Origin of the sequence: Archangium lipolyticum, from assembly GCF_024623785.1 — a bacterium.
Taxonomy (GTDB): Bacteria; Myxococcota; Myxococcia; order Myxococcales; family Myxococcaceae; genus Archangium; species Archangium lipolyticum.
Map to the genome: position 1 here is coordinate 49653 of NZ_JANKBZ010000030.1, position 25294 is coordinate 74946.

Consider the following 25294-nt stretch of genomic DNA (forward strand, 5'->3'; position numbering starts at 1 on the left):
AGGTGAACGAGCATGCACCGCCACTCACCCCGGACCCCTCGCCCGAGGCCCTGCCAGCCAGGCGATGCGCCTGGTGACCCCCTCCCCTCCGCGCCAATGGAAACGGAGGGTTAGCCGAAGAGACCGCCGCCCTTCTTGGGGGGCGGATTCTTCTTGCGCATCTCGATGAGGCGCAGCTCCTGGTTGGCCTCGAGGTGCTTGGGGTTGGCGCGCACCGCCTCGCGGAAGTGACGCTCGGCGCGGAGCATGTCGCCCTCGACGCGCGAGATCACCCCGAGCTGGTAGTGGGCCCGATCACAGTTGGGATCCCGCTTGAGCGCCTCGGCCATCATCTGCTTCGCCTTGGGGATGTCGGCCTTGCGCTGGGGGTCCATGTAGATGGCCCACGCGCGAGCGGCGAGGTACACGGCCTTGGGCTCGACGTTGTAGGCGCGCTCGAAGTGGTCGGCCGCGGACGCGAAGTCCCGCTTGCGGAAGAAGACCTCTCCCATCTTGAAGAGATCGCTGGCTTCCCCGCCACCAGCGGGCTTCGCCGCCTGCGCCGAGGCCATGGAGCGCAGCTCCTGGAGGTAGGCCGCGCGCTTCGTGTCGTCGTAGAGGACCTCGTAGGCACCGCGGATGGAGTCGAAGACGGCGGTCATCTTGGGCGCCAGGGAGGAGAGCGCCGGAGGCAGACGATCCGGGTGGAAGCGCTTGGCGAGCCCGAGGAACGCGGTCTTCACCTGCTCGCGCTTCACATCCGGACCGATGGGGAGGCCGAGCATCGTGAAGTGGTCGCGATGGGCCTGCACGTCGGCGTAGCGCTTCTCGATCTGCTGGGCGAGCAGCTGCTCGTCACTGAGCGGAGCCGGCGCACCGGGAGCCGGCGCACCGGGAGCTGGCGGAGCGGCCGCGGGGCGGGACCCGATCTCCATGGCACGCTGGAGCAGGCGCTGGCGGCGGACCTTCGCCGCCTCGTCGGACACATCCTCCGCCAGGTCGTTCTCATCGAGGGACAGGTCGTCCCACGAATCGGGCATGTCGAAGTCGACCGTCGGAACCGAGGAGGCCGTGGTGACGGCCGGAGGCGGCATGGGCGCGGCGGGGGCCGGGGGCGCGGCGGGCGCCGGAGACACCGGAGGCTGGGGAGCGGGCTCGATGGGAGCCGGGGACTGGGGGACCTCCGCGCGGACGAGCGATTCCAGGTGGGCATCGACCTGCTGCAGCGCGGCCTCGAACGAGGCGTTGATGTCGCCAGGGGCCTCACCACCGGCGTTGTCGAAGGTGACGATGCGCCAGAGGTCCTCGTCACCCGAGGAGCGAGGTGCATCCGGCCCCAGCCGGAGCGGCTGAGCGGGAGCAGCGGGCGCACTGTTGCGAGCCCAGAGGTTGGGGGGAACGGAGCCCGCGGGGGCGGCCGTGTTGGCGGCGGGAGAACGCAGGCCCGGGGGAACGGGAGCGGCCGGAGCCTGCGTGCTGGCGGCGGGGGAACGAAGCCCCGGGGGAACGGCGGCCCGAGGCGGTGCCGCGGGCGGTGGCGGGCGCGCGGCCGGAGGCGGCATCGCGGGCGCCATGACGACGGGCGCGGGCACGACAGGGGCGGGCGGCTGGGACTCGGGGCCCGAGAGATCCGCCCAGAAGTTCAGATCGGCACCTGACTCGTTCGCCGATTCCTGGGGAGCGGAAGCCGCGGGCATGGCAGGCGCGATGGGTCGAGCGGGCTCGTCGACGAGCCATGACTCTGGAGGAGCGGACCCGGCGCGCCGCTGGGCCTCCTGCATGTCCCGGAGCGACGCGGCATTGGCCTGCTCGCGCGCCAGACGGAGCGCGTTCGTGTCCTCCTGCGCGGGCAACTCCGCGTCACCCGGGAACGCGTCGAACCACGCCTCGGGGGTGGACATGACTTCGGAGAGGGAGTTCTCGGCTCCGGTAACGGGCTGTGTGCTCGCCTCGGCGGGAGCGGAGCCGAGGATCAATTCTCCGTCCTGCAGTTCGGCCGCCTCGGCGATGCGAGCCACGTCCGACAACTGGGAGACCTCGGCGAGACGCCGCTGCTCGATGAGGCGTGACGCCTCTACGCGGCGAGCCTCTTCCGCGAGGCGCGCGGCCTCGGCCCTGCGAGCCTCTTCGGCATGTCGAGCCGCTTCCGCACGGCGGCGCTCCTCGGCGAGACGAGCTGCCTCGGCCCGACGAACCTCTTCCGCGCGGCGAGCCTCTTCGGCCAGCCGGGCTTCCTCGGCGACCCGAGCCTCTTCCGCCAGCCGCGCCTCTTCCGCCAGCCGCGCCTCTTCCGCCAGCCGCGCCTCTTCCGCCAGCCGCGCCTCTTCCGCCAGCCGCGCCTCTTCCGCCAGCCGCGCCTCTTCCACCAGCCGCGCCTCTTCCGCCAGCCGCGCCTCTTCCGCCAGCCGCGCCTCTTCCGCCAGTCGCGCCGCCTCGGCCCGTCGAGCCTCCTCCTCGGCTCGGAGCCGGGCCTCCTCCGCCAGCCGCGCCGCTTCCGCACGGCGACGCTCCTCAGCGAGACGAGCTGCCTCGGCCCGACGAGCCTCTTCCACGCGGCGAGCCTCTTCCACGCGGCGAGCCTCTTCGGCCAGCCGGGCCTCCTCGGCGAGACGCGCCTCTTCCGCAAGACGCGCCTCCTCCTCAGCTCGGAGCCGGGCCTCCTCGGCCAGTCGCGCCTCTTCGGCCAAGCGGGCTTCCTCGGCCAGTCGCGCCTCCTCTTCGGCACGGAGCCGGGCCTCCTCCGCCAGCCGCGATTCCTCAGCGAGACGCGCCTCCTCCTCGGCTCGGAGCCGGGCCTCCTCGGCGAGACGTGCCTCCTCCTCGGCTCGGAGCCGGGCCTCCTCGGCGAGACGTGCCTCTTCGGCCAGCCGCGCTTCCTCAGCGAGACGCGCCTCCTCCTCGGCTCGAAGCCGGGCCTCCTCCGCTAGCTGTGCCTCTTCGGCCAGCCGCGCATCCTCGGCGAGTCGCGCCTCCTCCTCGGCTCGGAGCCGCACCTCCTCCGCCAGCCGCGCCTCTTCCGCGCGACGGGCTTCCTCGACCTGTCGGGCTTCTTCCTCGGCTCGGAGCCGCGCCTCCTCGGCGAGTCGCGCCTCCTCGGCGAGTCGCGCCTCCTCTTCAGCGGCAAGACGCGCCTCTTCCGCGCGACGGGCCTCCTCGGCCAACCGCGCTTCCTCCTCGGCTCGGAGTCGAGCCTCCTCGGCCAGCCGCGCCTCTTCCGCGCGACGGGCCTCCTCCACCAGCCGCGCCTCCTCGGCCAACCGAATCTCTTCAGCCAGCCGGGCCGCCTCCTCCTCGGCACGACGAGCCTCTTCGGCGAGGCGGGCCTCTTCGGCCAGTCGCGCCTCTTCCGCACGGCGTGCCTCTTCCGCACGGCGTGCTTCTTCCGCACGGCGTGCTTCTTCTTCCGCAGCTCGACGCGCCTCCTCGGCCAACCGAGCCTCTTCCTCGGCAGCCCGACGCGCTTCTTCCTCGGCGAGCCGTGCCTCTTCGGCGAGTCTGGCTTCCTCAGCACGGCGGGCCTCTTCGGCTAGCCGTGCCTCCTCCGCCAGCCGTTCCTCTTCGGCACGTCGGGCCTCCTCCGCCAGGCGTGCTTCCTCCTCCGCACGGAGCCGGGCCTCTTCGGCCAGTCGCGCCTCTTCGGCCAGTCGCGCCTCTTCGGCCAACCGAGCCTCTTCGGCCAACCGAGCCTCTTCAGCGAGTCTGGCTTCTTCCGCGAGGCGAGCCTCCTCGGCCAGCCGCGCCTCTTCCGCGCGGCGTGCCTCTTCTTCCGCACGGAGCCTGGCCTCCTCGGCCAGCCGCGCCTCTTCCGCGCGGCGTGCCTCTTCTTCCGCACGGAGCCTGGCCTCTTCGGCCAGTCGCGCCTCTTCCGCGCGGCGAGCCTCCTCGGCCAACCGGGCCTCTTCGGCCAGCCGCGCCTCCTCGGCCAGCCGCGCCTCCTCGGCCAACCGCGCCTCTTCTTCCGCGCGGCGCCGGGCCTCTTCCGCGCGGCGAGCCTCCTCGGCCAACCGCGCCTCTTCCTCGGCAGCCCGACGCGCTTCTTCCTCGGCGAGCCGTGCCTCTTCGGCGAGTCTGGCTTCTTCCGCGAGGCGAGCCTCCTCAGCCAACCGCGCCTCTTCCGCCAGTCGTGCCTCTTCCGCCAGTCGTGCCTCTTCCGCCAGCCGCGCCTCTTCCGCCAGCCGCGCCTCTTCCGCCAGCCGCGCCTCTTCCGCCAGCCGCGCCTCTTCTTCCGCGCGGCGCCGGGCCTCTTCGGCCAACCGGGCTTCCTCGGCGCGCCGGGCCTCTTCTTCCGCCTGTCGCCGGGCCTCCTCCTCGCGCCGGTCCCGCTCGCGGGCCTCCCACGCCTCGATGGACAGCGACTCGACGAGCCCCTCACGCTCGAGAACGTGGAACAGCACTTCCTGGGCGGGCGTCAGCCCCTCCAACCGTTGGAAGTCCGCCAGCCTCAGGAGCAGCGCCATCTCCTCCGCACTGGCCACCCACGGGGTGCACGCCCCCGCGTTCTCACAGCGGTACATGCGAGGCTCGGGGGCCTCGGCGCCCGCGGGCTCCAGGGCGGCACGGACGACGCGCGTCCCCGCGATGGGGCGGAACATCTCCTCCACCCCTCCCTCCTCGAAGGCGGCGCGCTCGGCGAGCTGACTCAGCCGCCGCACCTCGGCGAGCACCTGGTGCTCGGCCACCGCCTCCGGCGCCAGCCCGAGCTCCTCCAACAGGTCCTCATCGGGAGTCCCCGCGCTCTCACGGGCCCACAGCGCATCCAGCATCTCGGGGCGGATGCGCCCGGCCTGAAGCAGAGCCTGCACGGGCGTCTGGTACCCGAAGCCGAGCTGCGTCCCCACCAGGTCTCCGGATTGGAGGAAGAGGAGCGCCTGGCGCCCTCCGGCGTGCAGCGTGAGCCGGCCGGTGGCACGGGACTTGTGGGCGGAGTACAGCGTTTCGGCGACCTGCGAGGGGGGCATGCGAGCCGCAGTGTAGTCCGTCCTTCCCTCCTCTCAACTCGGCGTGCCTGCCCGCCCGCCCGCCGGGGCGAATTGGACCTGCCGGAGGGCCTCGTAGGCGGCGATGCCCACGGAGGTGGACAGGTTGAGGCTGCGGCGCTCGGGCAGCATGGGGATGGTGACGGGGGTCCCCGAGCCCCCGGCGAGGATGTCCCCGGGCAGCCCCTGCGTCTCCGAGCCGAAGACGAGGTGGTCCCCCTCCTCGAAGCGGGCGGCGTACAGGGATGTAGCGGCGCGGGCGGAAAACATCCAGCGCCTGGCGGCAGGCCACTCGGCCAGGTAGGCGTCGAAGTCCGGGTAGAGCTTCAGGAAGACCTTGTCCCAGTAGTCCAGGCCGGCGCGCTTGAGGTGGCGGTCGTCGATGGAGAAGCCCAGGGGCTCCACGAGGATGAGCCGGCAGCCGGTGACGGCGCACAGCCGGGCGACGTTGCCGGTATTGGGGGGAATCTGGGGGGAGACGAGGACGAGGTGGAAGGGACGCGCCAGGGGCTGGAGCATTGAGGTAGAACGCGCGACATGCGCCTGAGGGTGAACAATGTGACACGAGACCGCCTGCTGGCGGACCGCGCGGAGCGGGCCACGTCGTTCGTGGAGCGCTTCGTGGGGTTGATGGGCCGGAGGTCGCTGGCCTTCGGGGAGGGGCTGCACATCGTACCCTGCAACTCCATCCACACCTTCTTCATGCGCATTCCCATCGACGTGGCCTTCCTCGACCCGGAGGGGACGATCGTCAAGCAATTCGTGGCCCTGCCGCCCTGGCGGGCGACCTCGATGTACTTCCAGGCGAAGTCGGTGCTGGAGCTGCCCGCCGGGACGCTCCAGGCGAGCGGCACCCAGGAAGGGGACCGGCTTGCATTCGAAGCTGTCCCTTGACCCCCCCATGGCCGTAAAGAGGCCAACCTTCCGGGCTCCTGGGGTTTTGACCCCTTTCGCGACGCTTTGTTAACCTGCCCCTCTCGTCCAAGGGACATCCTGGACACGTTGGAGACTCCGCAGCATGCGCATCGAGGTTGCTGGCACCACCCACGTCGGGATGAAGCGGAACCACAATGAGGACAACTACCTCATTCTGTCCGACGAGAACCTGTGCTGTGTCGCCGACGGAATGGGCGGCCATTCGTCCGGGGAGATTGCCTCGAAGATCGCCGTGGACGAGCTGGCCGAGTTCTTCCGGATGACGGCGCGCGACCAGGACGTGACCTGGCCGTTCAAGATGGACAAGGCGCGCAACTACGACGAGAACCGGCTGGCCACGGGCATCAAGCTGGCCAACAAGAGCATCTACGAGAAGGCGTGTACGGACACGAAGTACAAGGGCATGGGGACGACGATCGTCTCGCTGCACTTCATCAACGACACGGCGTACGTGGGGCACGTGGGTGACAGCCGGGTGTACTTCTTCAGGCAGGGCGTGCTGAAGCAGGTGACGGAGGACCACTCGCTGCTCAACGACTACCTCAAGGCGAAGAAGCTCTCGCCGGAGGAGATCGAGAACTTCCCGCACAAGAACGTCATCGTCCGGGCACTGGGGATGAAGGAGACGGTGCAGGTGGACGTGGCGAAGGTGGAGCCGCAGGAAGGGGACGTGTTCCTGCTGTGCTCGGACGGGCTGTCGGGCATGGTGACGGACCCGCAGATGCAGGAGATCCTGGCGCGCACGATGGAGCTGGACAAGGCGTGCTCGCAGCTGATCGACCTGGCGAACGCGGCGGGCGGCAACGACAACGTCACCTGCGTGCTGGCGCGCTACCACGCCAACTGAGAACTACCGCCGTGAGGTGACCCGGGTCTGCCCCTCTCCCTTTGGGAGAGGGACGGGGTGAGGGTATTGGACCCAAGAGGGTTCCTCACGTTCGCAGGCCCATCGACCAAGACAGGGCCACGATTTGATGTAGTTGACTACATCGAACGTAGGCTTTCATGCCACACAAAATGTAGTCGACTACATCGAATCGTCTCATGACAGGCGCTGTTCATCTCGCCTGCTGGACGGTCCCGTCTCTCACGTGGATGTCTCTCGCGCGAGCCCGATTCACAACCTCTTGAAACGAATGCTGTCTGTCTTTGGTCCGCCGAGTGCACTGCGACTGTTGGCCGCAATGCAGTTCCAGCGGTGGAAACACAGACACAACCACACTCTTGGATTCAAGAGGGGGACAGCAATGAACAAGACGATGACGACCGTTGGCATTGACCTGACGCTCGATCAAATCCGCGACACCCTGAATGCGCTGGCGAAGCAGGGCAGCACCAGCGCACACCAGATCGGTACGCTCTACAACCACGTCATGGACAAGCGGATGGCCGAGTCCGCCGGGTACAGGAGCGCGCAGGAGTACTTCAGCCAACACGTGAAGGCCATTTCGAAGGCCACGATGAGCAACTACGGCACCGTGGCCCGCAGCTTCACGGAGGCCATCTGCACGCAGTACGGCATGAGCAACCTGCGGGAGCTCCTCCGCTACGTGGAGGTGACCAACACGCTGCTGCCGGCGGACCCGGGCGCCCTGAGCATCGACGTGCCGCAGGATGACGGCAAGGTGGTGGCGAAGCCCTTCTCCGACTGCAGCGTGGACGAGCTGGAGCGGGCCACGCGCGCCAAGCGGAACCCGCCCCCGGTGCGGGTGCCCGTGGCGGACCAGGCGCGTCTGCTCTTCTTCGCTGACAGCATCACCCGCAGCTTCGAGGGCGTGGCCGACGTGCGCTTCAGCTCGCGCAGCAAGGGCGGCAAGACGCTCGTCAGCCTGCAGGACGTGCCGATGACGGAGGTGGAGCGCCTCATCCAGGCGCTCCAGGACGGAATGAACGCCGAGCCTACCCTGGCGGCGGAGCAAGCAACACCGCTCCCACTGACGTGAGGTGAGCGCGGGGAGGGGGGCGCCGTGCCCCATCTGGACGGGGCACGGCGGACTCTTACAGCGAAGAGACCACCCCTGAGCATCGTTGACGAGCCGCTCATCATCGGCCGGAACGGCTGCTCGGCTTGAGCTGGAACGAGTGCTCACCTTGGCTGGAATACGCAGTCGCGGATTCACAACCTTTGCGGTAGACCCGTGTGCATGGACGAAAAGCTGCAACGGCTCATGGGGGCGGCGGCCCGGGCCGCCCGGCTGCGGTTGGGTCTCACGCAGGCGGAAGTGGCTGCCAAGGTGGGCCTGCGCTCGAGCGTCTACGGCCGGGTGGAACGCGGCCACATGACGCCCAGCGTGCCCACGTTGCGGCGCTTGTGTGAGACGCTCGGCATCTCCTCGGACGCGCTGCTGTCCCTGGCTCCCCGTGAACCGGCACAAGCATCTGGCACTGCCGCGCGCACGGATGGTGAGCACCCGGAGCTGAGCCGTATCATCCACCTGCTGAGTGGCTGGACCCCGGAGAGGTTGGTGCTGCTGCGCAAGCTGTTGGAGACGGCCGACTCCCACCTCACGACGTGAACGGTCGGGACTCGCGCCCCTCTTCGCCAGCGGAGGGCTGGCTCCCGGAAGGGAGCTTCTCCAGGGCGAGCACCAGGTTGTGGACCACGGCGAGCCGCGGCTCGTCCAGGTGACGCAGGTGGCGCAGCAGCCGGCGCATCAGGGGAGGGTTCTCCTGAGTGGGCGCGGCGTCCGCCAACCAGGCCGCCATGTCATGGCCAGCCAGATCGAGGGCGTGGTTCGCATCCAGCCGGAGGATCCCGCACAGCCGCCGCAGGGTGGGCACGCTGGGAAGCATCAGCCCGCGCTCCGTCCGCCCGTACACCTCAGTGGCGATGCCCACACGCTCGGCCACGTCTGCCTGGGTCAGGCCCCTGGCCCGCCGGGCCTCGCTCAGCACCTCCCCCAAGTGGACGAGAAGCCGCGTCCTCTCCACTGTCTCCTTCGCCTCGTGTCTCTTTGGGGTCGTCATGGTGGCCGCTAGTGCAGGGGCTTCTTCTTCCAACCCGCCATCTCCTCCGGTGTGGGCACGACGCCCTTTTCGGAGGGAAATGCGAGTGTCTCGTCGGGGGAGGGGTTCTTGCGCAGAATGGACGCCAGCTCCGTCGCCGCCTCGGAGGGCCCGAAGGGACCGTCCAGGCGCAGGTACGCTCTCAGGTCATCGCGCAGCTCGGCGCCCGTCTGATAGCGGTCCTCCGGTCTGGCGCGTAGCGCCTTGTGGAGGATGCGCTTGAGCTGCCCCGGAACCCCCTGGGCCATACGCTCCACGTCCTCCGGGCCGAAGCGCAGGATGCGGTCGGCCAGTGCCCCCACGCTGGCCCAGCTGGTGCGCTCGGTGCGTACGTGGGCGTTGTAGCGAGCCACCTCCAGGGACTCATCCGGGGGCAGAGCCACGTCCGGCGGGTCCAACGGGTACTGGCCCGAGAGCATCTCCAGCAGCACCATGCCCAGGGAGTAGAGGTCCGCCCGCCCATCCGGCGGCTGAAAGCGCACCACCTCCGGGGCGGCGTAGGCGACGTCCGCCCGCAGCACGCGGGGAGCGGTGTGGACGCGTCCGGTCATCCGCGACCAGGCCACACCGAAGTCGGTGAGTTTGACCTGCCCCTTGCGGCTCAGCCGGATTGCCATGGGACTGACGGCCCGGTGAACGACGTGCAGTGACTGGCCGTCCTCACCCTCGAGGCTCCAGGCGTAATGGAGTGCATCGGCCACGGCGGCGGCGATGTAACAGGCGAAGGCCGGGGACAGCGGGTGGCCCAGTCGCTCGAGCGAGGTGCTCTCCGCCGTGTCGAGGAAGCAGCCCGGCATGAATTCCGTCACCAGGAAGGGTCGGCCCTGGTGCTCCTCCAACCCGTGGACCCGGGCGATGTGGGGGTGGCGCAGGTGCACGGCGAGCCGCGCCTCCTCCAAGGCCCGCTGACGCCGCTCCGACCGGGGTGGCATCACCACGTGCCGCAGGAGGACGGTGCGGGCGGGGCCGCTCCCCGTCAGCGGCTTTCGCCGGGCAAGCACCAGCGGGCTGTAGTCCACGTGGTTCAGCAGCCGACGCAGAAACTCGTAACGGTACTCGGGACCCTCGAAGAGCAGGGAGCCAGGGCTCGGGACGCGGAGGGTGGAGTCTGAGCTGGGCGGCGTATTCATGGCTCACTCCCGAGAAGGGGGCTACCGGGCGGAGATGTTGGGGACATGTCCAGCCTTGAAATCCCCATGTACCCGGAAAGGTATCCTGACAAAAACCAAGGCCCCATTCAGGTAACACGATGGGGTGCGGAATGGAAGTCCCGGCTGACCGTCCAGGTTGGCGTGCGGATTCAACCTCTCAGAACAGAACAACTCCTGGAGTCAGGCAGAGCCGTCACGCCCACGCCGTGACGTGTGACGGCCTACGGGAAGGTCACACCATCGAAGAGCTCGATCCGGGCTGCGTCTTCCTGGCCCCACATCTCGAGGGTGAAGGCGCCCCGTGCCTCGCTCTCCGGCGCCTCCACCTCCACCACGACCTGGCGCATCAGCCCCGGCGGAATGGACTCCCCTGGCCAGACGTTGAGCGCCTTCCATTTCGTGCGCCTGAATCCCACCAGCGCAGCACCAGCGGGCGTCCAGGGCCTCTTACCGGTATTTATCAATGCCTGCGCCACGGCGAGCCGCACCACGCCGGTTTTCTCGCCCTCGCGGTAGGTGTCGGAGCGGTAGCTGCTCGCGTGCATGCTGGTGACGGTGTTGCCCGAACGTGAAGTGACTTCGTGACCGAGGTCCTTATAGGCGACGCCCCCTTTGCCCATGCGCTCCTGGGCGATGAGGCCCGTGAGCCCCACCTGCCCGCTGCACTCGGCCTGGAGGCGTGCCTTGTCCTCCCGGCACTGTTGAGATTCCGCCCGCGCCTGCTGCTCGCCCTGCCGGTAGGAGGCCAACGTCCGCGGGTGGCGCGTCACCTCCACCTGCCGTTCGGCCTCGGAGGGATGCACCACCAGTTGGAAGGTGACGCTCGCCGGGGCCGCGCCGTCCTGGAAGTGGACTGTCACCGGCACGCGCTCCCCATCGTGAAGCGATTCCGAGGGAACGAGCGTGAGGCCGAAGTCCCCCTCTATCACCCGGAACCGCTCCCGCGCGGCCAGTTCCACACGTGCCAGCTTCGAGTCGAAGAACAGGTTGGTGGACAGCTGCGGGTGGATGCACACCTCCGAGGGGATGTCAGGAGCATCCGCTTCCAGTTCGATGTGACGGGTGCCCGTCTCGCAGGTGGGGAATGGGGTCCGCTCGGCGGCACCAGCGGGTGCGGCGAGCAAGACGAGACCCAGGAGGGCGGCGGAGGACGGGGCGAACACAGGGCAGGAACCTCCAGGGACGTGGATGAGACCGCAAAAGTGGGCCTCTACCACACTTCCCACCCGGTAGTGCATGGCAGCTCGCTCGGGACAGCGGCCCCGCCAACTCTATTCTTCGAAGTGGTCCACGACCTGCACGGCCGCAACAGGAGCGACCACCATGTTCTCAGGCGTGCTGCCGGGGTCGAAGGGCAAGCCAGGCCCGCCTTGCCATTCGTACAGTCGTATGCAGACCTTGTACGTCTCTCCAGTAGGCGTGCGAGCCTCGGTGAAGAGGCCGTACACGCGCTTCTCCCCGAGGTAGAGCCGCCCGTAGAGGACGGTCTTGTGGGGCAGCTTCTCCCCCAAGGCACCGCCCAATCGGAGCGGGGTATCCTCACGCACGGAAACGGCTCTGCCCCGCACATCGGACCAGTCGGCGACGTGGACCTGGCCGATGCGCAGGCCGAGCGTGCGGGTCATGGTCTCCACGGCCCCGGCGGGGCACTCCAGGCGTGGAGGCTCCCGGCGCACCGGTGGCACCTGCTGCTGCGCACTGAGACAGGCCTGCAGGGCGGCTCCCGTGAGGCCCAGGCACGCGTTGCGCGCGGCGGCCCCCGCGCTCCTGGACTGTGTTTCCCGCTGGGGGCTGTTCGTCTTCTGCCGCTGCTGCTTCTTCACGGGGGCTGTGTCCTTTCCGGACGCCGCGGGCGAAGCGGCGGCCGCGGGGGTCGACTCCACCAGTGGAGCCGCGGCTCCGTCAGCTTCCGGCCGCTTCCAAGGGGGCGCCACTTCGCCGCCAGACCCGGCCATCCAGGAGGGGACCTCCCAGGGAAACCCTACAGGTGGGCGGAACGCAGGCCCCGGCAGGCCGGGAGGCGTGATGGGTGGCGCGGGAGGCGCTGGACTCAGGCGCCGCATGAGCTCCTCCACCCCCAGGCCCGCCAGCAGCAACACGCCCAGCAGCACGGCCGCCTTCAGCGAGGACGCCAGCACATCCATCCAGCGAACGGCGGCCAGGGGCCAGAGCATGCCCGGAGCGGACACCGTCACCGGAGTGGCCGGCGGGAGGACGAGCTCCGGGCGCTTGCCCCGCCGAGGCTTCTCCCCTACCCATCTGCGCATCCAGGGCACGAGCGACTTGTCCACCAGTTCCGGCTCCTGCTCGGTGCTGGCCCCGTTCGCGTCCCAGCCGTAGCACAGCGGCACGTCCCAACTCGCATCCCCTCTCGCTTCCTTCAGCGCCGCCTCCAGGGCCTCGGCCAGAACCCCGGCGGTGCGCGGGCGCGCCTCCGGCTCCTTCTCCAGCAGCCGCATGCAGAGGGCGCTGAGCGCTCGCGGCACCCGGCCGTTCATCTCGTGCGGCTCCGTGGGTCTGCGCGAGACAATCTCCCCCAACATCACCTGGTCATCCCCATCAATGGGGTAGCTGGCGGTGAGCAGTGCGTAGAAGATGACGCCCAGCGCATACAGTTCGTCCGCTGGCGAGTAGAGGTAGCATTCCTCCGGCCTTCGCTCCTGGCTGAGGAAGAAGGCAACGGACTCGGGGCTGCGAAAGCGCAGGTCGCCCGGAGCCAGGACGCCGCGCGTGACGCGCGGGGCGCCGGACATGGCTCCTGCGCCAAAGTCCACCAGCACCGGCTCCCCGTCCCCCTGACGCACCAGCACGTTGTCGTCCTTGAGGTCGCGGTGCAGCACCCCGGCGGCGTGCACCTTGTCGAGCACGCGGGCCAGCGTCAGCATCTTGCCGGCGATGTCCCGAGCGCACGGATTCTCCTCCTGGGCCCACTGGCTCAGGGTACGGCCCGGCACGTACTCCATGACGAGCACCAGGTACTCGGTTGCTTCCTCTGGCCACTGAAAGTGGCTCAGCAGCCTCACCACGTTGGGCCAGTGGTGACGCATGAGGATGAGCAGTTCGCGCCAGCCCCATTCCCCCACGCGCTCCAGGTGGATGAACTTGAGCGCGAAGAGGCGCCCATCCCGCCGCGCCAGGTACACCTTGCCGAAGCCCCCACTGCCCAACTTGCTGTCGATGCGGTACCCGCCCACCAGCGCGCCAGGTCGTACCACTTCCTTCCCGGGTCCGGACCTCACGAGGCTCCTCCAGCGACGGCGGCGGGCAGTAACGAAAGAAGTCCGGTCATGGCGTTGAACCTCCGGAGTGGGGAGGCTAACAGACCGGAGTCCACGGCTCGGCGAGATGGGTGCCCAGCAGGCCAATTGATGTAGTCGACCACATCAAATGTAGGTTTCAATACCACACTCGATGTAGTCGACTACATCGAATCCCCATGTCCTCGGCCACGAGGCCGAGGCACTCACGGGTACCGGCTGGGAATGCAGGTACCCAAGGGTGCGTGCTCAGCAGAAGCCTCGCTCTCGTAGAGGCCTGGGAGTGCTACGCGTTGAGCGGAGCGGGCACGCGATGTGCCCCCCAGGCCACCACGTCGACCAGCTCCTCGCCGGGAGCGATCTCTGTCCCCTCGAGCACGGCGCAGCGCTCCAACCGGGCCCCCGCGCCCACCCGGACCTGAGCGCCCACGTACACCGAAGCGCCCACGCGGACCCCATCGGCCAGGGAGCAACCCGCGTCGAAGTAGGCCGGGCCCGTCACCTGGGCGCCGCCCACCTGGGCCGAAGCATGAGCCCAGTAATTCCCCTGCGCACGAGGAGCCGGGGCGAACGGTGAATCCGCCCCGAGCCCCTCCAGCGGCACCTGTCCGGACAACACATCCCGCACGGTCGCCAGGTAGCGCGAGGGCATGCCCAGGTCAGACCAGTACGCGCGCACCACCTCACCGCGCACGGTGAGGCCCGCCTCCATCATCCGCACGTAGACGTCGCGGTTGATGTCCTCGGGGCCCTCGGGAGTCATGAAGTCGAAGGCGCGCGGCGAGATGACGTGCACGCCGGTGAAGTGCCAGGGAGTGAGCCCCTCGCCTCCAGGCCCGAACCTGGCGATCCGGCGCACGCTCTGCCGCGAGTCCATCTCCACGGCGGCGTACTTCTCGCTCTCGGGCATGGGCATCAACACCATGGTGGCCGCCGCGCCCGAGGCCCGGTGCGCGGCCACCACGGGCCGCAGGTCCACCGGGAAGAGGATGTCGCCGTTGAAGACGATGAAGTCATCCCCCGAGAGGAAGTCCCGCAGGCCGCGGATGCCGCCGCCGGTGCCCTGGATGACGGGCTCGTGCACCACGTGCAGCGGCAGCCCCGCGCGAGCGCACTCGGCGCGAGCCGTCTCCGCCATGACCTCCGGCAGGTGGTGGGTGTTGATGCCCACCGCCTGGACGCCGGCGGCGCGCAGCACCGCCAGGTGGTAGCGGAAGAGGGGCTGCCCGAGGAACGGCATGGCTGGCTTGGGCCAGCGCTCGGTGAACGGACGCAGGCGCGTACCCAGCCCCGCGCAGAGGACCATCGCCTTCATGTGCGGCCCCTCCCCTCTCCTGTCAGCCCAGCTCGGGCACGTACTTCGCCACCAGCTTCTGCAGCCCGCTCATCTCCGGCCGCGCCTTGAACGCATCGCGCACGTAGCGCAGTGAGGCGGGGATGGACACCAGGAAGCCCGGGTTGCCCTTCACGCGGTTGATGAACTCGAAGCGGCCCGCGTCCTTGAGCTTGCGCTGGATGGTGAGCAGGTCGAAGAAGGCCTTGAAGGACTTCGCGTCGATGCGCTCGCCCGTCACCTGAGAGAAGGTGGCGATGTAGCGGTCGAGCATGGTGTCCACGAAGCCGCGGTCCAGCTCCACGTAGCTGTCGCGCAGCAGGGCCACCAGGTCGTACTGGCGCGGGCCCTGGAGGGCGTCCTGGAAGTCGATGACCACCAGCTCGCCGTCCTTCACCATGATGTTGCGGCTCTGGTAGTCGCGGTGGGTGAAGCCGCGCGGGGCGGCGGCCAGCTGCTTCGCGATGTCGCGGAAGGTGCGGTCCAGTTCGGCGCGCTCGGACTCGGTGGGCTTCTTGCCGCTCCACACCTCGAGGCCCCACTCGCGGAAGTGGTGGAGCTCCCAGTCGTACAGGTCCTCGTCGAAGGCGCGGGTGAAGGCGAGACACTCCGGGTCGGGCTTGCGCTCGGCCTCGGCGCGCAGGCGGGCCAGCAGGTCCACGGCGCGGGTGTAGAGGGCCTCGTTGTTGCGGCCGCCCTCGAGCGCGGCCTCGAAGGTGACGTCGCTCAGGTCCTCCAGGACCATCATCCCCGCGGGCTCGTCGTAGCGCAGGATGCGCGGCACGCGCACGCCCAGCTTCTCGAGGTAGCGGTGGACGTTGACGAAGGGCAGCTCCTTGGGCGGCTCCCCCTTGGAGGCCTCCTCGCTCTTCTTCGAGGCGTCCAGGGGCATCTCCATGACCACCCAGCTCTCCGGGGCCGTGCCCACGCGGTAGTAGGAGCGGTTGCTGGCATCGCCCTTGAGCTTCTTGATGGGGGCCTGGGGCACGGGGCGGCCGATGGCCTTCCCCACCTGGTCGCGCAGCGCGGCCTCGAGTTCCATAGGTAGACGCTTCTCCCGGAGTGGTGAGAGGGAGGCGGGAGTATGGGAGCGAGGAGGGCCGGGTCAAAGCGCCAAGTGCGCGGACGTTTCACGGCCGGTCGAATGCCCGACATGCGCGGAAGCAGGATCCGGAAGGCCACTCGCGCCTCCCGCTACGCCGCACCGTGTCGGAGGCACCCAGGAGGGCGGGCAGCCGGCCGAGGTCGACCGGCAGCAGCGTGGCGGATATAAGTCGCGCCGGTTTCCTTACCCCCAAGAGAGAACCCGATGGAAATCCACGACAACATCCTTTCCGCTATCGGCCACACACCGCTGGTCAAGCTCAACCGCCTGGTCGGGCCCAATGACGCGACCGTGCTGGTCAAGTGCGAGTTCATGAACCCGGGCGCGTCCATCAAGGACCGCATGGCCCTCTACATCATCGAGAAGGCCGAGAAGGAGGGGAAGCTCAAGCCGGGCGGCACCATCGTGGAGAACACGAGCGGCAACACGGGCATGGGCGTGGCGCTGGCGGCGGCGGTGAAGGGCTACAAGTGCATCTTCACCATGCCGGACAAGATGTCGCTGGAGAAGATCAACCGCCTCAAGGCGCTGGGCGCGCAGGTGGTGGTGACGCCGACGAACGTGCCGGCGGAGGATCCGCGCAGCTACTACGAGACGGCCAAGCGCCTGCACCGGGAGACGCCGGGGGCGTTCATGCTCAACCAGTACCACAACCCGGACAACATCGAGGCGCACTACAAGGTGACCGGTCCGGAGATCTACGAGCAGACGGACGGGAAGATCGACTACTTCGTGTCGGGCCTGGGCACCGGCGGCACGATGAGCGGCGCGGGCAAGTACCTCAAGGAGAAGATCCCCGGCCTGAAGAACGTGGGCGTGGACCCGGAGGGCTCTGTCTACGAGGGGTACTTCAAGACGGGCAAGATGACCGAGCCGCACGTGTACAAGGTCGAGGGCATCGGCGAGGACATGCTGTGCGGCGCCATGGACTTCAAGGTGGTGGACGACATCCGGCAGGTGGATGACCGTCAGAGCTTCGTGGCGGCGCGGCGGCTGGCGCGCGAGGAGGGCATCTTCGCGGGCGGCTCGGCGGGCGCGGCGGTGCACGTGGCGGTGCAGCTGGCCAAGGAGGTCGGCAAGGGCAAGACGATCGTCGTCATCCTGCCGGACACGGGCATGAGCTACATCAGCAAGTTCCACTCGGACGAGTGGATGCGCGACAACGGCTTCATGGAGGAGAAGGGCGCGGGGACGGTGCGCGACCTGCTCAACGGCAAGCGGGCGGTGGTCACGGCGCGCAAGGGCCAGAAGGTGGACCAGGTGGTGGAGACGATGCGCCAGCACGGCATCAGCCAGATGCCGGTGCTGAGCGAGGACAGCCGCGCGGTGGGGATGATCCACGAGTACGATCTGCTCAACGCGCTGGTGGCGAACAAGGTGAAGTTCGCGGACACCATCGACAGCATCATCGCGCCGCTGCAGGGCGTGGTGGCGCCGGAGACGAGCCTCAACCGGCTGCGCGAGGTGTTCAACCAGGACAAGGTGGCGGTGGTGAAGGAGGGGGAGAAGATCCTCGCCATCGTGACGAAGATCGACCTCATCGAGTACATGCACCGCACGGCGGCCTGACCCCCACCACCCCTCTCCCTTCGGGAGAGGGACGGGGTGAGGGTACCGGGAACACCCGGGTTCGCATCCCCGCACCAGGACCAGGGCCTCGGGTTCTCCGGAACCCGGGGCCCTTCGTCTTCAGGGGCCCCCCGGGAATCCAGGGGGCCGGTGCTGTTAGGATGCGAAGCCAGGCCAGGGGAGCAGCTCGGTGGGTGAATAAGCAGCCCCCGAGTGCGTCCAGTGCCTCACACCCCGTTGCCCCAAGATCGTCCGCATGCGTTCCCATCTCCCGCTGTCGCGCCTCTCTCCGCTCCTCGGTCTCCTGGTCCTGAGCGGCTGCAACACCGCCTACCGTGAGGCCATGTCCCGCGCCGAAGACGCGGCGGTTCGCGGGGACTTCCTGACCGCGGCCATCGCCTACCGGTCGGCCTGTGCCGCCTCTCCCGATGACGAGAAGGCCTGTAGCCGGGCCCCCATCTTCGCCCGCAAGGCGACGGACAACGCCATCGCGACCGCGCGCCCGGCGTGCGACGCGGGCGATCTCGACCAGTGCCTCCCGCCCCTGCTCGCGACCCAGGACATCATGCCCGGCGATCCCGAGGTCTCCTCGATGCTCGAGAAGGCCAGCAAGCTCCACGCGGAGCGCTGCGCCTCCCAGTGGAAGGCGGAGGGCCCGCTGAGCACGGCGCTGGCGGAGGTGGCCTGCCTCCAGTCCCGCGCCAGGCAGCTCCCCGTTCCGAGCTACGAGGCGCTCCTCACCCAGCGCGCCACCCAGCTCTCCTCGCGCTTCGCGAGCCTCGCCGCCACCGCGCAGGGCCCGGCCAACGCGGGCGCCGCCTCCGTGCTGTGGAACGCGGCGAAGTGCCTCGCGCCCGACACGAACACGACTTCGCGTTTCGAGCAGGCCCGCCAGGGCTTCCTCACCCAGAGCGCCATTCCCGTCTCCGCCCGTATCGGCGGGAAGATGTCGCCCCAGATCTCCGAGCAGCTCTCCAACCTGTGCGAGCGCATCTCCGGGAACCTGGCTCCCGCGGCGCGGTGCGCGGAGAGCGGGGTGATGCCCGGCCAGCCGGAGCCGCTGGAGATTTACGTGAACGCGTTCATCCAGCGCGCCGTGGAGAACGTCTCCGAGGACGTGCGCCGCCTGAACTACGTCAGCGGCACGCGGCAGGTCCCCAATCCCGAATTCCGGGAAGCGCGCAAGAACCTCAGGCGCGCCGAGCAGGACTACGACCACGTCGTGCAGCAGAAGAAGAACAAGGACGCCGAGTGCGCGGAGTCCAAGCGCACGCACGATGCCTCCTGTGTCGGCTGCACCGAGCAGCAGAAGAAGTCGCCCTGCGACGAGGCCAAGGAGCTCGCCGATGTCGTCGATCGCCGCGCTCGCGAGCGCAACGACGTGCGCAATCACCTCAACAACCTCCCCGAGACGCTGACCGAGAACGTGTACGAGGACTTCACCTACTCGGTGCTGACCCACCGCTGGGCGTCGGCCTACCGCTTCACGGTGCAGGCGAGCACCCCGGGCTCCGCGCCCTCGGCGTCGCAGGAGGGCGAGCTGCGCTTCGAGGACATGGAGCACGTGGGCTTCGGGCCCGCCGGGCTCCAGCCGGATCCCCTGGAGATTCCCACCTCGGGGAGCTACGCGAACGCCTTCCTCCAGCAGGTCACGCCCCACGTGTTCGCGGCGGTGCAGCAGGACAGCGTGGCCCGCGGAGCCGCGCGCCGGGCGCAGTGCAGTGCGCTGCCGGCGAACTGGGGGCTGCCCTGGGTGCAGTGCTGGGCCGAGGCCTCGCTCTGGCAGAACGGACAGGAACCCCAGGTGAATGAGTTCCTCAACCTCCTGGCCACCAGCGCTGGCACCTCCGACCAGCCCCAGTGCCGCTGAGGAGAAGGTGCCGCGGATGGATGACGTGGACGTGAACGACGCGACGGTGAAGGAGGCGGTGCAGCGCGCCTGCGTGGACGTGGGCCTGCCCCTGTCCTACCGGTCGGCGGTGAGCCAGATGCTGCGCACCCCGTCCTCGGAGTGGCCGGCCTGCTGCGGCGAGGGCTGCTTCCCCTGCCAACAGTCGCTGGCCGACGCGACGCTGCGCACTCTCGAGCTGCTGGGCCGGAGCCCCCGATGAACCCCTCTCTCTTCTCGAAGTGCCGTGCCTGGACGCTCCTCGCGCTGAGTCTGGCCTGTACCGCCCCCACCGGAGGCACGAGGACGCCACCCGCCCCTGCGTCGGAGGAGTACCGGCTCGCGGAGGACCTGACGGTGCGGCTGATCGCCCCCGGCGTGTGGATGCACACCTCCGTGGCCGGAGAGGCCGACGGCGGCTACCCCGCCAATGGTCTCCTCGTCGAGGACGGAGAGGCATCACTCCTCATCGACACGGCATGGGAGGACGCCCAGACCGAGCGGCTGATCTCCTGGGCACGCGACACGCTCCACCGCCCCATCCGGGCCGCGGTCGCCACGCACTTCCACAAGGACAGGCTCGGCGGGGCGCCCGTGCTCATCGAACACGACATCTCGGTGCTCGCGCTGGAGGAGACAGTCCAACTCGCCCGGACGCACGGCAAGACGCTCCCCTCGGGCACCGTCCTCCATGACGCGAAGCTCGGGCCCCTGGAGCTCTTCTACCCCGGTCCCGGTCACGCGCCCGACAACATGGTGGTGTGGCACCCGCAGAGCGGCATCCTGTTCGGCGGCTGCTTCGTGAAGGACGCGACCGCGAAGGGGCTCGGCAACGTGTCCGACGCCAACGTGAACGCGTGGCCGGAGAGCCTCGAACGGACACGGGCGCGCTTCCCCGCCATCCGCACGGTGGTTCCGGGTCATGGGCCCATCGGGGGCCCGGAGCTGCTCGCGCATACCCGTGACCTGCTCGACGAGGCCGCCCGCCGCGCCCAGCCGTCCCCCTGAGGGAGGAGTCACACGGGGGGTGAAAAACCCGGGCGAGTCCGCTCGCCGGGCTTGGGTGGGCGGGCCAAGGTAGCGGAGAATGCCCGCCACCCGCCCCCCTGGGCGGCTCCGTCTCCCATGTCTCTCTCGCGCCTCCGCTCTCTCCCCGCGCTCCTCGCGTCCCTGGCCCTCCTGTCCTGCGCCGGCTCTCGCATCGAGAAGCAGAACCTCCAGCCGCCACCTCCCGCCGCCAACGGTGGCCGCCCGGTGTCGGATCCGCCGCCCTCGCGCATCGTCATCCACGCCACCATCTTCCGCGAGGCCCTCGTCAAGAAGATGGCCGAGAGCCTGCCGCGCTCGGGCGAGGGCGATGCCCAGCTCTTCGCCGGACAGTCCGTCCACTACACCTGGCAGCGCGAGCCGGTGTCGCTCAAGTTCGATCGCGGCCGCGTCGTGGTGGGCGTCAACGTGCTCGGCCGCTTCAACATGCTCGGCGAGCGGGAGCTGCCCATCTCCATCACCATCGCCGGCGAGCCCGTCATGACCGCGGACTTCAAGGCGCTCCTGCAGTCCACCGACGTGCAGGTGGTGGCCTCCGGGCCCGTGGACGCCGTCAACCGCGCCCTCGAGGCCAAGCTGCGCGGCCTCATCGCCCAGACGCTCGAGGACTTCCGCTTCGACGTGCGTCCGCTGGTGGCCAGTGCCTTCTCCCGCCTCGCCCGCCCCATCGAGATTCCCGTGGGCGACCAGGTCGCCTGCGCCGAGCTGAAGGTGACCAACCTGGAGGCCTCTCCCACCGTGCTCGCCGACGGCCTGGAGAAGGACCTCGGCATCGTCGTGCTCCCCTCGGTGACGCTGCCCTGCACCCCGGTGGCCAGCCTCGCCGGCCCCACCTCCAACGATGGGGGCACGGGGCTCGATGGTGGCCCCCAGACGGCCAGCACCCAGTTCGCCAGCTACACCGCCGGTGCCACGGGCACGGACGGCGGCGTGCCCCAGGCGGACGGCGGCGCGCAGTACGCCACCTATACCGTCGGCCCCACGAGCAACGACGGAGGCACGGGTCTCGACGCGGGCACCCCGGCCGCGCAGGTGGCCATGCCGCTGCTGCAGAACGTCTCCACCCTGCCCTCCGGCCCCTTCAAGGTGGTCATTCCCGTCGCCGCCCGCTACGAGGAGCTCTCCAAGGCGCTCGAGTCCTCCATGAACGGACGCCTCCACTTCTCCTCGTCCCACCCCGAGCTCTACATGGAGAAGCCCCAGGTCTACCCGTCCGATGACACGGTGGTCATCCGGATGAACCTGGGCGGCAGCGCCAGGGTGGGTGATTACTCCGTGCCGGTGGGCGGGGAGATCTTCTTCGCCGGCCATCCCCATGTCATCGACAACCAGCTCTCCGTCCCCGACCTGGAGATCACCCCGGGCACGGCCAGCGAGCTGGTGAAGCTCAAGTTCGCCCTGGACTACCAGTCCATCCGCGAGCAGGCCCGGCAGGCGCTCCGGGTGGATGTCTCCGAGCGCCTGGCCGCGGTGAAGGACAAGATGTCCACCGAGCTGTCCTTCTCCGAGGACCTGGGCTGCGTGCGCGGCCAGGTCCTGCGCTCCGAAGTGACGGGTGTTTATCCGCACCCGAGCTTCCTGCGCATCTACGTCCAGGTGGATGCACAGGTGGGGCTGTACCTTCCCTGCAAGAAGTAACGCGAAGGGCCTCCTGTTCCGAAGCACGGAACGGAGGCCCTTCTTGCTCGGGAGGCGAACCCGGTTGCTCCCGATACCCTCACCCCGTCCCTCTCCCAGAGGGAGAGGGGAGGTGGTTGGTGGGGGTCAGGCCACGTCGAGCGCGCTCTTCAGGTCGTCGATGAGATCCTGCGCGTCCTCGATGCCCACCGACAGACGGATGAAGCCGTCCGAGATGCCCAGCATCTCGCGCGTCTCCTTCGGCACCGAGGCGTGCGTCATGATCGCCGGGTGCTCGATGAGCGACTCCACTCCACCGAGTGACTCGGCGCAGGCGAAGATCTTCACCGTCTTGAGGAACTTGCGCGCCGACTCCAGCCCGCCCTTCATGTCGAAGGTCATCATCCCGCCGAAGCCCTTCATCTGCTTGCGCGCCAGCGCGTGCTGCGGGTGGCTCTCCAGGCCCGGATAGGTGACCTTCTGCACCTTGGGGTGCGTGGCGAGGTACTGGGCCACCTTCATCGCGTTCTGCGCGTGGCGCTCCATGCGCACGCCCAGCGTCTTCACCCCGCGCAGCACCAGGAAGCTGTCCATGGCGCCCGGCACACCGCCCACCGCGTTCTGCAGGAAGTACATCTTCTGCGCCAGCTCGTCGTTGCTCGTGCAGACGAAGCCACCCACCACGTCGCTGTGGCCGTTGATGTACTTGGTGGTGGAGTGAGTCACCACGTCGAACCCCAGCTCCAGCGGACGCTGGAAGTACGGGCTCATGAAGGTGTTGTCGCACACCGAGAGGATGTTCCGCTTCTTCGCCGTCTCCGCGATGCGCGCCAGGTCGATGAGCTTGAGCATCGGGTTGGTGGGCGACTCCACCCAGACCATCTTCGTCTTCGGGGTGATGGCCTTCTCGAAGCTGTCCGGATTGGACAGGTCCACCCAGGAGAAGCTCAGGCCGTGGCGCTTGAAGACCTTGTCGAAGATGCGGAAGGTGCCGCCGTACACGTCATCCGACACGACGACGTGGTCCCCGGCCTCCAGCATGTGCATCAGCATGTCCGTGCCGGCCAGACCCGAGGCGAACGCGAGGCCGTGCTTCGCGCCCTCGAGAGCCGCCAGGCACGCCTGAAGGGCGTTGCGGGTGGGGTTCTGCGTCCGGCTGTACTCGTAGCCCTTGTGCTCCCCGGGGCCCGCCTGGACGTAGGTGGAAGTCAGGTAGACCGGCGTCATGATGGCGCCGGTGGTCGGATCCGGCTCCTGGCCGGCGTGGATGGCGAGAGTGTCGAAGCGCATGGCCGGGGGCCTATCACACTCCCCTGCCCCTCGGGAGTGGTGCCCGGGCCCCACCTCGTGTCCGGAACGCTTGCCCGACGGCGGGGAGTCGGGGAAGAGGGGGCGGCGGTTGTACGGGAGAGGACAGGGCAGCCATGACGACAGCGGACCAGGGCTCCGGAGCGGCGGTGGGGATGTTCGAGAACCGCCTGCGCAAGAACGCACGGCACTTCCGCAAGTGGGCGAAGGCGCGCGGCCTCACCGCCTTCCGCATGTACGACCGGGACATCCCCGAGTATCCCTACGCGGTGGACCTCTACGGGGACCGGGTGCACCTGGTGGAGTACCCGCGCCGGCAGGCGTTGAAGAAGGCCGGTGGCCTGGAGGAGCAGCGGGCGGAGGTGCTCGCGGCGGTGGCGGCCGTGCTGGAGGTGCCCCCGGACCACGTCCACGTGAAGACGCACCTGCCCCAACCCTGGGGCCGCTCGCAGTACGGCCGGGTAGGCCAGGGCAGTGAGCGCCTCGTGGTGGAGGAGCAGGGGCTGAAGTTCTGGGTCAACCTCGGGGACTACCTGGACACCGGCCTCTTCATGGACCACCGGCTGACGCGGGCCCGCGTGCGCGAGGAGGCCCGGGGAAAGAGCTTCCTCAACCTCTTCTGCTACACGGGCGCCTTCACCGTGTACGCCGCCGCGGGCGGGGCCTCGCGCACCCTCAGCGTGGACCTGTCCAACACCTATCTCGACTGGGCCGAGGAGAACCTCGCGCTCAACGGACTGTCGGACACGCGCCACACCCTGCTGCGCGCCGATGCCCTGGCCTGGGTGCTCGCCGAGAGCAAGGCGCCCGAGGAGCGGTTCGACCTGGTGGTGTGCGATCCACCCTCCTTCTCCACCTCGAAGAAGATGCAGGGCACCTTCAACGTGCAGCGCGACCACGTGCGGCTGCTGGAGGGCATCCGGGAGCTGCTGACTCCCGGCGGTGTCCTCTACTTCTCCACCAACTTCCTGGGCTTCGAGCTGAAGGACACCGCCATCCGCGACTACGAGGGGGTGGAGGAGCTCACGCCCGGCTCCATCCCCGAGGACTTCCAGCGCAAGGAGATCCACCGCTGCTGGCGCATGGTGGCTCCTCGCGCCGGACGCCGCTGAGCCACCGCGTCAGATGCGGCAGAGGCCCTCGACGCAGCGCTCACCCGAGGGGCAGTCGCAGTTGGCCTGGCAGGCCTTGCCACTGCCCGGGTTGTCCGCCGGAGTGCAGTAGCCGATCTTGCACACGCTGCCGGAGGCGCACTGGGTGCTGGAGGTGCAGGGCGGGCGGCAGGTGCCGTCCACACAGTCGTTCCCGGTGGCGCACTGCGAGGCGCTGGTGCACGAGTCCGTCGGGCGCGGGCGGCACAGGCCGCTCGAGCACATCTGCGTGGAGGAGCACTCCGAGTCGGAGGTGCAGCCACGGACGCAGGTGCTGTTGATGCAGTAGCTGCCCGAGCCGCAGTCGCTGTTGCGCACGCAGCTGCCCGGCGTGCCGGCGTCGACAGGAGGAGGAGGCGGCGGCGTGCCAGCATCGGGCGGAGGAGGAGGCGGCGGCGGGCAGGTGGTGCCACCGTCCGGCGGCGGCTTCGTCCCACCGTCCGGCGGCTTCGTCCCACCGTCCGTGCCCGGCTTCACGCGGCAGTAGAAACCATCGCAGTAGGAGCCCGAGGCACAGTCCGCATCACGCGAGCACCGGTGGTTGCACAGCCCGTTGACGCAGATGTCACCCGTGCCGCAGTCCTTGGAGGTGGTGCAGGACGTCGAGTTCACGGGGACGTCCTGACACGACCCGCGCATGCAGTACTGGTTGACGTGACAGTCGGACGAGTCGACGCAGGCGTGATGGTCGTCCTCGCACCAGTCGCCGTGGTCACGGTAGTCGCCGCTGATGATGCATCCGGAGACGAGGCCCGCCAGGAGCGCGAGCAGGGGAGGCAACAGGGAGGATTTACGGGGGAGAGGGTTCAGCATGAGGGACTCCGTCGAGGCGGCCGGCCACCGGCCCGGGGGTTTCGAGGCGCTTTGACGCCGGGGCCCGGAGAATTGATCAAAGAATTTCCCGAGGCTCCCGGACGTCGGCTCCCGCGACTCCTTCTGGACGACGGACCCCCCTCTTTGTCGTTCATCGA

The 25294-nt window shown here is 69.1% G+C and carries 20 protein-coding genes; 10 read left to right on the forward strand and 10 right to left on the reverse strand.

The genetic code is table 11. The features are described 5' to 3' along the window. Nucleotides 1-110 precede the first annotated feature (110 nt). Nucleotides 111-4937, reverse strand: a complete 4827-nt coding sequence (locus NR810_RS40660; RefSeq protein WP_257460525.1) for a J domain-containing protein — start codon at nt 4935-4937, stop codon at nt 111-113. Nucleotides 4938-4970: 33 nt separating this feature from the next. Continuing rightward, nucleotides 4971-5474 (reverse strand): tRNA (cytidine(34)-2'-O)-methyltransferase, encoded by a 504-nt coding sequence (locus tag NR810_RS40665; RefSeq protein WP_257460526.1) that lies wholly within the window; start codon nt 5472-5474, stop codon nt 4971-4973. Between the two features lie 18 nt (nt 5475-5492). Here NR810_RS40665 and NR810_RS40670 point away from each other — a divergent pair, with 18 nt between their 5' ends. The 4 genes from NR810_RS40670 to NR810_RS40685 all read left to right on the forward strand — a co-directional run bounded on the left by NR810_RS40670 (nt 5493) and on the right by NR810_RS40685 (nt 8407). Further along, entirely contained in the window at nt 5493-5849 is a 357-nt protein-coding gene (locus NR810_RS40670) for a DUF192 domain-containing protein (protein ID WP_257460527.1), read from the forward strand. Between the two features lie 124 nt (nt 5850-5973). Further along, nucleotides 5974-6738 (forward strand): Stp1/IreP family PP2C-type Ser/Thr phosphatase, encoded by a 765-nt coding sequence (locus NR810_RS40675; protein WP_257460528.1) that lies wholly within the window; start codon nt 5974-5976, stop codon nt 6736-6738. A 400-nt stretch (nt 6739-7138) separates the two neighbouring features. Next, nucleotides 7139-7834: a hypothetical protein gene (locus NR810_RS40680; RefSeq protein ID WP_257460529.1), complete on the forward strand. Its 696-nt coding sequence runs from the start codon at nt 7139-7141 to the stop codon at nt 7832-7834. A gap of 201 nt (nt 7835-8035) precedes the next feature. Then, complete coding sequence (locus tag NR810_RS40685) at nt 8036-8407, forward strand: helix-turn-helix domain-containing protein (protein WP_257460530.1); 372 nt, start codon at nt 8036-8038, stop codon at nt 8405-8407. Here the strand turns inward: NR810_RS40685 and NR810_RS40690 are convergent. The 6 genes from NR810_RS40690 to NR810_RS40715 form a co-directional block, all read right to left on the reverse strand. After that, nucleotides 8397-8858 carry a helix-turn-helix domain-containing protein gene (locus NR810_RS40690; protein WP_257460532.1) on the reverse strand — a complete coding sequence of 154 codons (462 nt, stop codon included), beginning with the start codon at nt 8856-8858 and terminating at the stop codon, nt 8397-8399. The two genes, NR810_RS40685 and NR810_RS40690, sit on opposite strands and share 11 nt — an antisense overlap. Nucleotides 8859-8866: 8 nt before the next feature. Then, a complete protein-coding gene (locus NR810_RS40695; protein ID WP_257460534.1) occupies nt 8867-10027 on the reverse strand; it encodes a serine/threonine protein kinase in 1161 nt (386 codons plus the stop codon). 242 nt (nt 10028-10269) lie between these two features. Further along, nucleotides 10270-11211: a DUF2381 family protein gene (locus tag NR810_RS40700; protein ID WP_257460536.1), complete on the reverse strand. Its 942-nt coding sequence runs from the start codon at nt 11209-11211 to the stop codon at nt 10270-10272. A gap of 108 nt (nt 11212-11319) precedes the next feature. Next, nucleotides 11320-13287, reverse strand: a complete 1968-nt coding sequence (locus NR810_RS40705; RefSeq protein ID WP_257460538.1) for a serine/threonine protein kinase — start codon at nt 13285-13287, stop codon at nt 11320-11322. Nucleotides 13288-13591: 304 nt separating this feature from the next. Then, a complete protein-coding gene (locus NR810_RS40710) occupies nt 13592-14620 on the reverse strand; it encodes a nucleotidyltransferase family protein (RefSeq protein ID WP_257460540.1) in 1029 nt (342 codons plus the stop codon). 22 nt (nt 14621-14642) lie between these two features. Next, the gene (locus NR810_RS40715) at nt 14643-15680 is read right to left on the reverse strand and encodes an aminoglycoside phosphotransferase family protein (protein WP_257460542.1); all 1038 of its coding nucleotides are present in this window, start codon (nt 15678-15680) and stop codon (nt 14643-14645) included. Between the two features lie 267 nt (nt 15681-15947). Here NR810_RS40715 and NR810_RS40720 point away from each other — a divergent pair, with 267 nt between their 5' ends. The 5 genes from NR810_RS40720 (at nt 15948) to NR810_RS40740 (ending at nt 21885) form a co-directional block, all read left to right on the forward strand. Further along, nucleotides 15948-17312 carry a cystathionine beta-synthase gene (locus NR810_RS40720; protein ID WP_257460544.1) on the forward strand — a complete coding sequence of 455 codons (1365 nt, stop codon included), beginning with the start codon at nt 15948-15950 and terminating at the stop codon, nt 17310-17312. 256 nt (nt 17313-17568) lie between these two features. Next, nucleotides 17569-19182 (forward strand): hypothetical protein, encoded by a 1614-nt coding sequence (locus tag NR810_RS40725; RefSeq protein WP_257460546.1) that lies wholly within the window; start codon nt 17569-17571, stop codon nt 19180-19182. 16 nt (nt 19183-19198) lie between these two features. Next, entirely contained in the window at nt 19199-19423 is a 225-nt protein-coding gene (locus NR810_RS40730; RefSeq protein ID WP_257460548.1) for a hypothetical protein, read from the forward strand. Further along, complete coding sequence (gene bla / locus NR810_RS40735) at nt 19420-20208, forward strand: subclass B1 metallo-beta-lactamase (RefSeq protein WP_257460550.1); 789 nt, start codon at nt 19420-19422, stop codon at nt 20206-20208. Before NR810_RS40730 ends, bla begins: the two co-directional genes overlap by 4 nt. Before the next feature lie 117 nt (nt 20209-20325). Beyond that, nucleotides 20326-21885 carry a DUF4403 family protein gene (locus tag NR810_RS40740; protein WP_257460552.1) on the forward strand — a complete coding sequence of 520 codons (1560 nt, stop codon included), beginning with the start codon at nt 20326-20328 and terminating at the stop codon, nt 21883-21885. Between the two features lie 126 nt (nt 21886-22011). On the opposite strand, the gene NR810_RS40745 is transcribed toward NR810_RS40740, so the two are convergent. Then, nucleotides 22012-23154 carry a cystathionine gamma-synthase gene (locus NR810_RS40745; RefSeq protein ID WP_257460553.1) on the reverse strand — a complete coding sequence of 381 codons (1143 nt, stop codon included), beginning with the start codon at nt 23152-23154 and terminating at the stop codon, nt 22012-22014. Between the two features lie 134 nt (nt 23155-23288). Here NR810_RS40745 and NR810_RS40750 point away from each other — a divergent pair, with 134 nt between their 5' ends. Beyond that, nucleotides 23289-24284, forward strand: a complete 996-nt coding sequence (locus NR810_RS40750) for a class I SAM-dependent methyltransferase (RefSeq protein WP_257460554.1) — start codon at nt 23289-23291, stop codon at nt 24282-24284. Nucleotides 24285-24293: 9 nt separating this feature from the next. On the opposite strand, the gene NR810_RS40755 is transcribed toward NR810_RS40750, so the two are convergent. After that, on the reverse strand, nt 24294-25136 hold the full coding sequence (locus NR810_RS40755; RefSeq protein ID WP_257460556.1) for a DUF7107 domain-containing protein: 843 nt from the start codon (nt 25134-25136) through the stop codon (nt 24294-24296). Nucleotides 25137-25294 lie beyond the last annotated feature (158 nt).

What these genes read in the sequence shown, in the direction of transcription:
- NR810_RS40660 (WP_257460525.1), bottom strand. Translation starts at nt 4,937, where the DNA reads ATGCCCCCCTCGCAGGTCGCCGAAACGCTGTACTCCGCCCACAAGTCC.
- NR810_RS40665 (WP_257460526.1), bottom strand. Translation starts at nt 5,474, where the DNA reads ATGCTCCAGCCCCTGGCGCGTCCCTTCCACCTCGTCCTCGTCTCCCCC.
- NR810_RS40670 (WP_257460527.1), top strand. Translation starts at nt 5,493, where the DNA reads ATGCGCCTGAGGGTGAACAATGTGACACGAGACCGCCTGCTGGCGGAC.
- NR810_RS40675 (WP_257460528.1), top strand. Translation starts at nt 5,974, where the DNA reads ATGCGCATCGAGGTTGCTGGCACCACCCACGTCGGGATGAAGCGGAAC.
- NR810_RS40680 (WP_257460529.1), top strand. Translation starts at nt 7,139, where the DNA reads ATGAACAAGACGATGACGACCGTTGGCATTGACCTGACGCTCGATCAA.
- NR810_RS40685 (WP_257460530.1), top strand. Translation starts at nt 8,036, where the DNA reads ATGGACGAAAAGCTGCAACGGCTCATGGGGGCGGCGGCCCGGGCCGCC.
- NR810_RS40690 (WP_257460532.1), bottom strand. Translation starts at nt 8,858, where the DNA reads ATGACGACCCCAAAGAGACACGAGGCGAAGGAGACAGTGGAGAGGACG.
- NR810_RS40695 (WP_257460534.1), bottom strand. Translation starts at nt 10,027, where the DNA reads ATGAATACGCCGCCCAGCTCAGACTCCACCCTCCGCGTCCCGAGCCCT.
- NR810_RS40710 (WP_257460540.1), bottom strand. Translation starts at nt 14,620, where the DNA reads ATGAAGGCGATGGTCCTCTGCGCGGGGCTGGGTACGCGCCTGCGTCCG.
- NR810_RS40715 (WP_257460542.1), bottom strand. Translation starts at nt 15,680, where the DNA reads ATGGAACTCGAGGCCGCGCTGCGCGACCAGGTGGGGAAGGCCATCGGC.
- NR810_RS40720 (WP_257460544.1), top strand. Translation starts at nt 15,948, where the DNA reads ATGGAAATCCACGACAACATCCTTTCCGCTATCGGCCACACACCGCTG.
- NR810_RS40725 (WP_257460546.1), top strand. Translation starts at nt 17,569, where the DNA reads ATGCGTTCCCATCTCCCGCTGTCGCGCCTCTCTCCGCTCCTCGGTCTC.
- NR810_RS40730 (WP_257460548.1), top strand. Translation starts at nt 19,199, where the DNA reads ATGGATGACGTGGACGTGAACGACGCGACGGTGAAGGAGGCGGTGCAG.
- bla (WP_257460550.1), top strand. Translation starts at nt 19,420, where the DNA reads ATGAACCCCTCTCTCTTCTCGAAGTGCCGTGCCTGGACGCTCCTCGCG.
- NR810_RS40740 (WP_257460552.1), top strand. Translation starts at nt 20,326, where the DNA reads ATGTCTCTCTCGCGCCTCCGCTCTCTCCCCGCGCTCCTCGCGTCCCTG.
- NR810_RS40745 (WP_257460553.1), bottom strand. Translation starts at nt 23,154, where the DNA reads ATGCGCTTCGACACTCTCGCCATCCACGCCGGCCAGGAGCCGGATCCG.
- NR810_RS40750 (WP_257460554.1), top strand. Translation starts at nt 23,289, where the DNA reads ATGACGACAGCGGACCAGGGCTCCGGAGCGGCGGTGGGGATGTTCGAG.
- NR810_RS40755 (WP_257460556.1), bottom strand. Translation starts at nt 25,136, where the DNA reads ATGCTGAACCCTCTCCCCCGTAAATCCTCCCTGTTGCCTCCCCTGCTC.